Source organism: Waterburya sp. (genome assembly GCF_058530065.1).
The window spans coordinates 1-12,019 of sequence record NZ_JBZNBU010000216.1 but is presented as its reverse complement, the minus strand read 5'-3'; the positions used below and the strand labels follow the sequence as shown (position 1 = coordinate 12,019).

The window sequence follows — 12,019 nt, the reverse complement described above, 5'->3', positions numbered from 1 at the left end:
TTGGTCGATGGTAATATCTCTGGCGGTAACATTAATATTTCCCGCATCTCCTTGCCCGAAAGTAGTAGCAGTAATTGCCGAACCATTAGTAAAGTTGAGAGTATCAGTATTAATGTCGATCGCACCTGCCCTTCCCGTACCTAAATTATCTGCTTGAATTAACGACGCACCATCAGCAGAGATATTAATTGTATTTAGTTCGATTGTCCCCGCTACGGCGTTTTCAGCACCCAAATCTTCACCGATATTGGCTAGGAATAAACTTGCTCCTGTTAACTCTAAATTATTGGCATTGACGGCAATTAAGCCACCTCCACCCGCCGTTACATCGACTGTCGCCCCATCGGCAAATGATACGTCAGATCTTGCTATTCCTTCGGCAAAACTAAAATTACTTTCCCTATCAATAGCAATTTCTCCTGCTGCGGACAAACCACCTAAATTAATTGTTCCTGCGGGGGCGGTTACTCTACCGCCATTAAAAGTGACATTTCCCCCAAGCAAACTGAGGCTGTTACCCGAACTTACTGATAAACCCCTACCGTCATCAGCTAGAGAATTATTCACAATCTCTCCAGCATTATCTCGAAAACCCAAACCAATGGGGGCATTGACTGTTAATACAGGGTTTGCTTGCAAATCGTCAGCAGCAAATTCCACTCCATCGGGGAATAAAATACTATTACTAGTACTACCTAAAAACGAACCGCCAATATCTAACCGCGCATTTTCCCCAAAAATAATTCCTGCGGGGTTAATTAAAAACAAATTGGCACTACCGTTTGCCCCAATCGTGCCATTGATATTGGATATATTACCTCCTGTAACCCGCGAAAAAATATTACTAATATCTGTAGCGTTATCAAAACGGGCTTCTCTGCCAGTCAGTACGGAAAAATCTTGGAAACTATGAAACAGATTATTTCCCCTGATGCTTCCTCCCGTAATTTCGGTTAAATTTCCATTTTCACTTACCTGACTGCCCACAGTATTATCTGGAACGATCTGCGCGTTCGCGATCTTGTTATCAGCCAAGCAAAGAGTACATAGAGAAAGAGGGAAGATAAGATACAGTTTGGACACAGTGAGTGGGTAATTAAATTATATTAAGTATTTAATAGTGAATTATAGAGAATTTCACGGTTATTAATAATTTTTTTTTATAAGTTCCATAAATAAAAGGGCGATCGCACTATGCGATCGCCCTTAATAAATTGACTATCTATTAATTTGTTACTTAGAACTATCCAACATTTTCGTTTCAGATCTGCCCGCTTGTTTTAATTGTCGCGTCATTCGGAAACTGAGGGCGGAGATAATCGCCATGTGACCTAAGATTGCCACCATTACCGTAGATAGAGTGGCATATTCCGTAGCCACAGTGGGCAGAAAACTAAACAGCCAAGGCAAAGCGCGATCGCTGGGATCGATATCGGCAAAACCCAAACAGAGAGGAGGAACGATAATTAGGCTAATAACACTAACTGCCGACCAAATCGATCGCTTGCGAGTTTTTAGAGTTAAGAACATTTGTGCCACTAAAGCATAAATTACCAGTGTCGAGGCACTAAGCAAAAATCCCCAGAAGAAAAAGCGATCGCCTTCATCTAGAATCAAAAAGATAGAAGGGGTAATGTAGGTAACGGCGATCGCCATATTAATTGCTACAGCCACCCCAGAAGGGCTATTTTCCCCAAAGATCAGTTCTTTCCAAAGTATGTTGCCATTGGTTTGATGGCGATAGCGCGCCCAATCGTACAAAGCCTGACGTTGGGGGCTTAAAGCTGCGATTAAGAATAAACCCAACAGACAAAGACACATTTGCAAGAAAATAAAATTGTCCGTTATGGAGTAAGGGCGATCGTTTTGCAGAGTGAAGCCCAAACTAAAGACAACAAACCAACCAGTCAGCCAATAACTTTGAGTTTTACTAATTAATGTATTGGTTGGGTTATGAAAGCGACGTTTTAATACCGACCAACACCAATAAGTCCAAACAGTAAAATTAAATAAAATAAAAGCCATGCCGACACTGGCTTTAGTCCACAAGGCTTGTCCGTAAAATAGTAATTCTCCCAAATTATCCGCAGAAACAAGATCGACTTTGTTGAGGGGCAAAGATGTTTTTTCTACTAGATTGGTTAAAACCAACAAAGGATTGAATAGTAACAACCAATCCCAAGTACCATTACTAATTAAATTTTTATTGAATGTTGCTGCCGTAAGGATAAAGAAAATAAATCCAATCGCGCCACTAGCCAGCCAGGGTTTTAAGCCCGAAAAATTGACACCAGCCAAACTCCACAGCATTGCCAAACTATAGCAAAAAGCACAACCAGCTATTGTTATCCCATAGAACCCCAGAATCATGGTTAAGGGAATATGCGCCCCCAAGCCCGAAGCTAAGTGTAAAGGTAATAGGAGTAAAATTGCCGTGTAAAGTAAAATTGGCACTCCAAGAATTTTGCCTAACAAGACTGTCGTTGCCGACTGAGGGGAAAGACGAATAAAGTTTAAAGTACCTCGTTCTTCTTCCTTGACGCTATCGGCAACCAGCATATAAGTCCCAATAATTGCTAGAGCAAAAATGCTAATTATACTTAGGGTAATGAAGATATCCAGCCATAACAACTGCCAGTTAATTATCCAGTTACCCAACATATCTTGAGCATATGCCGAACTGCTACTGCTATTGCCCAGGGCATATCGTCCATATTGAACTTTTAATAATTTATCTGGATCTGGTTGGGGTAAATTTGCCAGAAAAAGAACAGTAGTAAAAAATTGAGCAATTACAGAAACAGCAGCAGCAATAATTACATTTCTGGTTTTGAGTTTGCCTTTAATTTCGCGAAATAGTTGGGGATTTAAGTTAAGAAACTTCTCCCACAAAGAACTAGATTCTTGAAACACTTGAATATTTTGTTTCATGATTATTTAGATAATTGACTGAAAAATATTAATATTTGCCCCCGATTAAGACGCTTGCTGGTGTCCTAATTTCAAAAATATGGTTTCTAAATCTTCTTGGGTAGGGTGAAATTCGGTCAGGGGAATATCGGCGAGAACGAGCGATCGCAACAAGTCGGCACAGTCGGATTCTTCTCCCGTAAAATTGACTTTGAGACGATTGCTTTTGGGTATCGCCTCCCAGGTATCGACAAAAGAATTTTTTCTGAGGGTTTGCTGCAATATCTCCATCTTACCCAAAGTGCTGATAATAATTTGTTGACGAGCAAGACGTTGATATAGTTCTTTGAGAGAAGCACTTTCGACTAAAAAGCCTAATTCCATGATGCCCACTGAGGTACAGAGTTCTGCCAAATCGCTCAAAACATGGGAAGAAATTAGAATCGTCATTCCCGCTTCCTGTAAAACTTTAATAATTTGACGGAATTGCTGCCTGGCGAGGGGATCTAACCCCGATACTGGTTCGTCTAGGAGTAGTAAAATCGGTTCGTGAATAATAGTTCTGGCTAGACTGAGCCGTTGTTTCATGCCTCTTGAGAGGGTGGAAATGACACTTTTGCGCTTGTTTTCTAATTGAACTAGTTCTAAAACTTCGTACAACCTGCGACGGCGTATTGAGGGTTTAATATTATACAAGCGAGCAAAATATTCCAGATAATCCCAGACTACCAAGTCGTCATAGAGAGGAAAATCATCGGGGAGATAGCCCAAACGCTTCTTTAAAACTGGATTAGAATCATCTTGTAACAAGCGATCGCCATTAATATAAATTTCCCCTTTAGTGGGTTGTTCGGCAGCAGCTAGCATTCTAATTAAAGTCGTTTTCCCCGCACCATTGGGGCCAATTAAACCAAAAACCTCACCACTTTTAATTCTTAAATCGATATCATTAACGGCAATGTGTCCTTCAAATCGTTTGGTCAAACCATAGGTTGCGATCGCCCAATCGTTCATAATTTTTTTTTATAGCAATTAGATTAATTAATTAATCTACGATTTCAAATTCTAAATTTTGTTTGGTAGAAAAATTGTGGGTAAAATGGTCATTTATGTTCGTATCGCTAAGTTCTAAATTATAAAAATCAACAACTTCACTATCGAAATAAGGTCCAGCGTGCCAAGTTCCAACCTCCATTTTAATAAAACAATTTCCTGGTATGCGAAATACCTGCAAGCGTTCTATTTCTGGTTCGATTTTAGTTGAAGGGGGACATACTCCCATAAACCATTCCTTGCCGTTGAGAGAACCCAAACATTGAGTACACAATTCATGACGGGTAATTTTATTAAATACTCTCCCTCGATGGTGTAGGCGCATAATATAAAAGCGAGGAATACCATTATTCAGGTTTAATCTCGCATCGGTTTCATCGAATATTTTCCCATCGATAGAAGCGGTAATTAATTGCCCATAAGGTTGAAAATTAGACTCGGTAATGGGAATAGCACTTATTTGTTGGCGAGTAATTAGTTTGGGCATTAGATTGATTTGTGGGAGTAGTAATTTATGAATAAAAATGTCCCAAGTAATATTATAAATAGTCGTGCCAAATTAATTGACTAGTGAAGGATAGGTAGCAGGTAGTAGGTAGTAGCACCTAATCCCCCCGTCTCCTAGTCCCGTCTTCGCGGGATAATATCTCCTAGTCTCCTAGTCTCACCGTCTCCCAAATGTGTAACTAATTCTGCTTAGGTACTTAAATTTTTCCACAACCATGATTATTAGATATCAAAAACTAGAATAGATTAAGCAAACTATTTGAAAAACTAGTGAGAGTTAATTGACAATCAAATTCGACCCAAACTGTCGGGGGCAAATTCTTTTTCTCGCTCGATCTTATGAGCATCTAAAATAAGCTCGTTTAAACTGCCAATGTGAATACCAATCTCACTACTGGCTCTTTGCAATTCATTTTGAAAAGCTTTGATATTGTTGCCGTAGCCACATTGTCGTACGGCAACAGATAAACCAGATTTAGCATTAGCTTGAGCGCAATCAATGAGGTCAATTCCGTGAAGTGGCTTTGGTAATGTCATAATTTATTCCTCGTAATAATTACATTACAATGCAGTTAAGTTTGAGTTCTAATTAACCGCAGCAATAGTAGTAGGTATCGGAGGCTGTACTTTATCTCCAGCAACAGAACGATAAAACTCGGCTAATCTTTGTTCGTACTGACACAAATCTCGTTTAATTTCGTCAAAAATAGCGACAGTTATCGGATCTGTCAATTGTTGGCATAGATGGTAAGTGTCAATTACTCCTGTTTGAATATCGCCTAAAGCACGGCCTAAAATTGACAGTTCATCACTCGATTGCAAGCAGCCATGTAAAGCACCATAAGCTTCACTACCTATTGCTTGCCAACTAACTCGTTCGTCAAAGGCATTTTCAAGACGAGTTTCTAATAGTCGAACGTGATTTTGTTTAACGGTGCTGATTTCTTTGAGGAGATTCTGTAGCTTTTCATCTCTAGCACGATAGCTGTACTGTTTGAAAGCTTCTAAGGTATAGCGTTCGCCGATAATTGCCGTATTAAGAGCGTCAACAATTTCTTTTCTGCTAGAACCACCCCAAGCTTCAGCTATTCTCCACCAATCAAAGGTATGAACCTGATGGTCGGCAGGAGTTTCTTCTTTAATTTCTAAATCGAGATATCTAATCAGACAGTTAGTCATAATAGCAATGTCGCTTGGTCGCCTGGCGGTAATCAAGTTCCCATCTGCTATTACCGGTCCGCCGAGATAATCTGCCCCTGCATTTTCGATATCTTTGCGTAGCGATTCTAAACCCGTAACTCTCTTGCCTTTTAAACAATCGGTGTCAATTAAAACCTGTATCCCATAACCGACAACAGCGATTGCTTTTTTTTGAGCCATTGCGGAGGCGATTGCACTGACGACAAAAGGATTAGCTCGAATATTGCCGACAGGAATTACGAACCCGTCAAAATCATCAGCCCGAATTTCGGTAGCAGTATAATCTGGTTTACAGATAACTTTGCCTCGTTTGCCGTGATATTCTTCGTTCATCCGAGAACCGATTATACTGACTTTAGCTCCTGCTTTCTGAAGGGCTTGATAAGGAACTTGAAATAAAAAATCTTCAAATTGATTTTCGATTAAAATTCCAACTTTTCTGCAATTGTCCCGTTCTGTAGATACCATCTTATTTACCTGTTGAAATCTACTAAAAGTTTCGAGCAACTCTAAATACATTTAAATTGCTTTGGTATTGGGTCGTTCGAGTCTATATTAGAGAATAACCCTGAGAAACTTGTGAGGGAAAGAAGTTAGCGTTCGAGAGAGCGAACTAGTAATCATCGCGAACCGACAGTTTTTTGTTTCCTTTTCTCGCTTTTTCATTAGTCTAAACTACAGATAACAGCAATTCTCATTTTGGAAAAAATAGAAAATTAGTTCTATGTCAGAAATAGATAACTAGCCTAAATTAGTCAGAATTTTGGGTGAAATTATGAAATTATAAATGTTGATAAAAATTGCTATATTTGGTTTTTACTAGGATTAACTTGAAGATAGTAATAACAAAAGAGTATTGACTTGACTACCAACGACAATAATTTGGTTCACCATTATCAGGTTGAATAATACGAAAGTCAAATAATTTCATTTCCCAAGTTCGTTTATGAGTCTGCCAAGTAGGATCGCTGACAATATTATTAGTCTGATAAAGGCGATCGCGATATTCAAAGACTAGAGGAACTGTGTAGTCAGCTTTTGTCCATTGATAGATTAGTTTTTTGAATTCCACTACAGGTAAATAATGGTCTTTTAGGGGTCGATATTTATGTCCGATCTCTGCTTTTTTGTCGTCTATTTCGATTACTTTTACCGTATCTTCTTGGTAGTTCCAAATCTTTAGAGGATTACTACTTAAGAGTAAGTGATTACTAGTTACCCCTTCAGTTCTGAGGTTACTAAACATCGAGAAATTTCCCGCCGTTCGCAATCCTAGATAGGATGTGGCAGCATAGAAAGTTATAATTGCGATCGCACTATAGGTTAGCCAAGGAAGCTTGGTATCGATAACTTTTACTCCTTGCCATTCTTGAGGTCGAGAAATTAATTCTTTTACAACAGGTGTCAGAAAGATTAATATGGAAGTTATCAATAGTATTCCCGAAATTGCTTTGATGTTAAAGGTAATATTAGTTAAATAAAATAGTGCAGAAATTAAGCCATTAATTATATTGATTATTAGGTATAACCAAATTGTTTTGATTTTTATTTTAACTATAGGTAAAGGTATTGTTTGTTGCAAATATTGATAATAATTATCGGGAATAAAAGTCAACCAGAGAGCAAAAGCTAGAGAGCCAAAATCAACAAAGCCAATCGGAGCTAAAACTAAGTGCATGAATATAGATAGGGCAAACATAGCCATTTGCCAACCTGGAAATAGCATCACCACTCCACCAATTAGTTCCCAAGCTAAAACAAAAATAGAAGTGACTATAACGAATAAAGGAAAAATTTTATTGGTTAGTTGTAAGTAGAATATCCCCGCAGTAGCTATTAATAATAATCCTCCTAAGCCAGCTAAATAGATAATGATTTGCTTGCTATTAGTTTTAAGAAAATTAATTACACCATCACTAATAATACTTTTAACAAAAATACCAGTCACCAATCCTAAAATTAGCCACGTTGGAATACCGAATAATGTGGAAGTCAGCATTTCAACTATGCCGAGAAACATGGAATTAGAACAGGAAAAATAGGGATTGAGAAAATCAGTATTTAATTTGTGAAAACCCGCCCAAAAATAAACCGCAACCAATGATATCCGCAAAGGAGAAGCTAAAGTTCTATTTAAGTCACTGGGGTTAGAAAAGCGATCGCGATACAGCCAATAATAGACTGCTGTAATCAGAATTACTAAATTAGCAAAAATAATTAGATTAACGTGATTGGCAACATCGGGGAAATGAAAAACTAAAAAATAAGCGGTTGTATAAACTACAAAACCGCAAAATTTAATTAAATTAATCTCGATCGTCGTCAGCAGTAATAAAAGCAACGCGATCGAAGTAGCCCCAGGATTCTCCCAGTTTTCTGCCATCTCCAACCACAAAGCCAAACAATAACAGTTAGCAAAGATAGTAAATCGATCGCTTTGTATGAGCTTATTTTTTGTATCTTCAACAACACTCATTGATTATTAACTGTTGATTATTTATTATTAATTCTCAATTAAACAATATCTCCTGGTTCAAAGGAAATTTCCCCGTATTCCAAAGCACCTAAATCCCCCAAATTATCTGTTACCCAATAATTACGATCTCCCGATATAATGTCGATTGCGGGTGAATTTGCCTGTAGCTGATAATCTTCAGCCGTTCTTCCCCCAGGATTTACAAACAAAGGATCGGCGGTAATATCGCGAGTGCTTGTAGCGTCTCCCGCTTCTCCACCAAACCAAAGATTGCGTTGAAAATTAAACCCCGTCAGGCGATCGATCTGACTGAGATCCCCTTCTGATTCTTGGTAGAAAATATTATGAGAGATAGTTGCATTCTCATTGTTAAGATCGGCATAAAAATTAATACTATAAGATTCGGAATCATAAACGGTGTTGTGGGTAATAGTAGTATTCTTTAAGCCTTGAGGATTATTAGTAAATTCATCCTGATGAGTACCCGCCCAAGTGCCATAAATAACTCCCGAATCTGCACCCACTATGATGTTGCGTTGAATTAAATTTTCGTTTAAATAAAACCTTTCTGGTTCGACAATGTTGTGAATTTCGTTGGCTAAAGCGATACCATTGGCGGGTAAATTATCGCGATCAAAACGGCGATCGCCCGTACTATAAACTAAGTTATTTTCGACTAGGCTTTCAGTAACACTATCTAAATAAATTTGCGCGCTATAGCTATCATAAACAACATTATTGGCAACTACTCCATCCTCAACTAAAGTCAAACCAATACCTTCGCCGTAATTGCTACCAACGGTATTATTTACAATAACAATATCTTCAGCATTCCAAGCCTGAATCCCCGCCCCCCAGTTATTCACACCTTTATTATCACCACTGTTACTGAGGTTAGTAAAATAAACGCCATTACCTTCAATAACGATATCAGAACTTTGAATAGTGCTATCGGCTTCGTATTGCAAATTTTGCCCTGTATAGCCCCGCACTCGAATCCCCATTCCTTGAGTGTGGTGAATCGTATTATTAACAAGATTAATGTCTTGACCATTGACGACTTCAATTCCATGACTGGGAGAGTTGCGAATTTTCAACCCAATAATATTAACTCGCCGTACATTGCTAATATCAATTAAGCTAGATTGCCAAGTAATTTGACTACCATCGAGAATTACATTTTCCCCTGGTAAAGCCTCAATGGTTAAAAAAGCATCGGGATCTCCATTGTGACGATTAATTTCAAGGGGACGCTCTAGATTATAAACACCGCCTTTAAGATATACTTGATTACTATCGTTAGTATTTTCTCCCGCTACATCAATTCCTTGTTGAATCGAACGAAAAGGGCGATCAAATGTCCCAGGATTGCGATCGCTACCATTTTCTGGATCGACATAATATGCTTCTATATATTCTGAATTAGTCACGACCTTAATAGTTTTAGGATTAGGCTAACAAAAAATAATAGTTAACATGGCAATTTTCTAACATTTTAAGCTTGTCGATAAACATCTACTAATAAATTGTTTAAGGGTTCGATGTCATAATGGAGTTCGACGAATTCTCGACCGTATTTACCCAAAGATTGCCATAAATGGGGATTATCGATTAAATATTGCAGCTTTTCAGTAATCGCATTGCTATCTCTTTCGGCTACTAAATAACCAGATCTACCATCGCCAACTAGTTCGGGAATGCCACCATGATAGGTAGAGATGACGGGTAAACCCATTGCCATTGCTTCTTTAAGGGTGTTGACTGGTGCGTCTTGATTGCCATCTTTTGCGGTGACGCAGGGGGCGAGGAAGATATGAGAATTGTTAAGGATCTCAATGATTTCTGTTTGTTGTCGCCAACCCATGAGTTTGACTTGGTTTTCGAGATCTAATTCTACGATCAGTTGCTGCAAACCATCTTTTAGATAACCATCGCCGATGATGTTGTATTCTATATCGGGATATTGCTCGATCGCTTTTGCTACTGCGCGAATACCGTATTCAATCCCCTTTTTTTCTACCAAACGCCCTGTAGTTACTAGGCGTACGATACCATCTTGGGGAAAGTAGCGGGGTTGGAATTGAAATTTTTGACAGTCAATGCCCGATCCTACTACGGTAATTTTACTTTCTGGGCAACCGATTTTAATAGCGCGGTCGCGGAAAAAGTTGCAATTAGTTACAAAGAAATCTGCATTGGGAAACAACTCCTGATAAACACTTTCTCCCTGTTGTTTGAGATACCAGCTAATATCCCAACCCCGAAAGCCGACAATTAGTTTACCCTGCAACAAACCTAGAGAACGAATCTTTAATACCCCCGCATCTTCAGGGTATTTCCCCTGCATAGCATAGATACCAAACTGACAGTGAACGATATCGTATTTTATTGTGTCTAAAAAGGCGATCGCGCTATAGAATAATCGCAGGGATAAAGCCTGTTTGCCATAGCGAAAATAGTTGAGAGATTTGATAATTGCTAGGGGATTTTTCCAACCTTGAGTTATTAGCAATTTTAAAGCTTTTAAGAATCGCCAAATAAAGCGATCGGGAATATCGGGGACATAATGCGATCGCTCTAGCAAGTTATGTTTTTCGACTATAGGATGTACTTTAGTTTCTTCCGAATAGCCTTCTAGGGCATAAATATCTACCTGATGTCCTCGATCAAGCAATCCTGCAATTTGATTTAAGATAAAAGCCTCGGACAAAACGGGAAATCTACCGACAACAAAAGCGATTTTTAAATTTTGCTTGCTTTCTTTTTCATTCATAAATAATCTTCTAACTATCTAATCTGACAATTCTTAGTAAGGAATTAATTGTTTCTGCTTGAGGTAAATTAGGATAAGCTATTGCGATATTTTTAAATAAAATCAGAGCCAAGCAGAACTGAGCCAAACTATTAGTAAGTATTGAAGGTTTAATATTTTGAGGACGAAATAAGAAAGGCTTAGTAAAGTTACCCATCAAACGACGATTATTAGCGATAAATTCATAGATATTATTTCCCAATTGCATTAAAGGTTTGTAGCGTAAAATTGGTGCGAGCCAGAATAAAATCGGCGAAATACTCACAATATAAACAATGCCATACCATTTATAATACCGATCGCCTCGATAGTCTTCAATGACCCAAGAATTATATTTTTCCATATCCGCACAGATACTCAGATTTTCCTGTGCTTCTCTAATAGTTACCCCAGGTAAAATTAAAAAAGTATGGAGAAAGCAAACAATCTTTTTACAAAAACCACAGTCGCGATCGTAGTTAATAATTAATCCTGCAATGGCTTTACTACAAGTTTTCTTTGATACAAGATTCCAGATATAACTAGGAATAAAAGCTAATAAAATTAACAATAAAGCCGTTGAGTCAAGTTGATCGAGATCGAACAAGCAAATTATAACTATTTGAATAATAAAACCAATCATTCCCCCAGAAATAATTCTGTGAGGTAACGGTTTATGATTGGTATCCAAAGCGCGATCGCTAGAATAATAAGCCCCTAAAGGCAAAAACATCGCCCAAAAAGCAATTATCCTTATAATATCTTCACTACCATTAACCAAACTTAGATTGCGATTGTGCAAGGAAAGCAGCATTACCCAACAAACAATAGTAGCTACCTTGGTACGATAGCCAATGAATAAAACCATAGCAGCACAAATAGCAATTAAAAACAGAATTTGTTGCCCTAAAACCGAACCAGTAATAAAATTTAGCGACCAATATTCTCCAGATATATAGTCATTCCTAATAAGAACCATACGAAAATATGTACTAATTATTGCTCCCTAATCCCTAACCCCTAATCCCTAATCCCCCGAACAAATTACTGAGATAGTACGGAAATTAATTAGAACGACTATA

The 12,019-nt window shown here is 38.1% G+C and carries 10 protein-coding genes; all 10 read right to left on the bottom strand.

Annotated elements, in window-relative coordinates; translation table 11 throughout:
• Positions 1-1,083 (bottom strand): filamentous hemagglutinin N-terminal domain-containing protein (locus tag AC33VI_RS13280; protein ID WP_491782747.1); only part of this gene is annotated, 1,083 nt, incomplete at its 3' end.
• A 150-nt stretch (positions 1,084-1,233) separates the two neighbouring features.
• Positions 1,234-2,931 carry a hypothetical protein gene (locus AC33VI_RS13275; RefSeq protein ID WP_491782746.1) on the bottom strand — a complete coding sequence of 566 codons (1,698 nt, stop codon included), beginning with the start codon at positions 2,929-2,931 and terminating at the stop codon, positions 1,234-1,236.
• A gap of 45 nt (positions 2,932-2,976) precedes the next feature.
• On the bottom strand, positions 2,977-3,924 hold the full coding sequence (locus AC33VI_RS13270) for an ABC transporter ATP-binding protein (RefSeq protein WP_491782745.1): 948 nt from the start codon (positions 3,922-3,924) through the stop codon (positions 2,977-2,979).
• 31 nt (positions 3,925-3,955) lie between these two features.
• Positions 3,956-4,450, bottom strand: coding sequence for an ureidoglycolate lyase (locus AC33VI_RS13265; protein ID WP_491782744.1), 495 nt, complete (start codon positions 4,448-4,450; stop codon positions 3,956-3,958).
• Positions 4,451-4,758: 308 nt separating this feature from the next.
• Positions 4,759-5,007 carry a hypothetical protein gene (locus AC33VI_RS13260; protein ID WP_491782743.1) on the bottom strand — a complete coding sequence of 83 codons (249 nt, stop codon included), beginning with the start codon at positions 5,005-5,007 and terminating at the stop codon, positions 4,759-4,761.
• Positions 5,008-5,055: 48 nt separating this feature from the next.
• Entirely contained in the window at positions 5,056-6,138 is a 1,083-nt protein-coding gene (locus tag AC33VI_RS13255; protein WP_491782742.1) for a DJ-1/PfpI family protein, read from the bottom strand.
• 397 nt (positions 6,139-6,535) lie between these two features.
• Positions 6,536-8,146, bottom strand: a complete 1,611-nt coding sequence (locus AC33VI_RS13250; protein ID WP_491782741.1) for a hypothetical protein — start codon at positions 8,144-8,146, stop codon at positions 6,536-6,538.
• Between the two features lie 38 nt (positions 8,147-8,184).
• Positions 8,185-9,576, bottom strand: a complete 1,392-nt coding sequence (locus AC33VI_RS13245; RefSeq protein WP_491782740.1) for a right-handed parallel beta-helix repeat-containing protein — start codon at positions 9,574-9,576, stop codon at positions 8,185-8,187.
• Positions 9,577-9,641: 65 nt separating this feature from the next.
• A complete protein-coding gene (locus AC33VI_RS13240; RefSeq protein WP_491782739.1) occupies positions 9,642-10,919 on the bottom strand; it encodes a glycosyltransferase in 1,278 nt (425 codons plus the stop codon).
• Positions 10,920-10,929: 10 nt separating this feature from the next.
• Entirely contained in the window at positions 10,930-11,916 is a 987-nt protein-coding gene (locus AC33VI_RS13235; RefSeq protein ID WP_491782738.1) for a DCC1-like thiol-disulfide oxidoreductase family protein, read from the bottom strand.
• Positions 11,917-12,019 lie beyond the last annotated feature (103 nt).